This window comes from Gluconacetobacter entanii (assembly GCF_013155425.1).
Classification (GTDB): Bacteria; Pseudomonadota; Alphaproteobacteria; order Acetobacterales; family Acetobacteraceae; genus Novacetimonas; species Novacetimonas entanii.
The window spans coordinates 1-372 of the sequence record NZ_JABJWD010000079.1; the positions used below are offsets into that span (position 1 = coordinate 1).

Here is a 372-nt window from a genome sequence, read left to right on the forward strand (position 1 = left end):
AAAAATAGATCGCCCGACACCACGCGCACGTTGTCCGAAGGGCAACGTATAAGCGCGCACTCCTTGATGCGCCGGGATTGAGCCGCCTGTTCTTCCCTTGAAGGCTAGAGGTCGAGTTCCGAATGGGAGCCCAGTCGCACCAGAACCAGGCGATCGGCCTCAATGAGGCGATAGATCAGCACCAGATCGGGCTTCACATGGCAGTCCCGATAGTCCTTCCAGTTGCCTGTCAGGGCATGGTCGCGATGCCGGATTTCCAATGCCGCATCGACCACCAGAAGCTCGATAATTCGCCGCAGATCGGTGTCCAAGGCAGCCCGATGCGGCCCCTTCGCCACCCGTTTGAAATCACGCTTGAAGGCCGTCGTGCGC

General features: G+C 59.4%; 1 protein-coding gene. It reads right to left on the reverse strand.

What is annotated here, in order from left to right; translation table 11 throughout:
• Positions 1–104: 104 nt before the first annotated feature.
• Positions 105–372 (reverse strand): type II toxin-antitoxin system YafQ family toxin (locus HNH97_RS13605; RefSeq protein WP_171791252.1); only part of this gene is annotated, 268 nt, incomplete at its 5' end.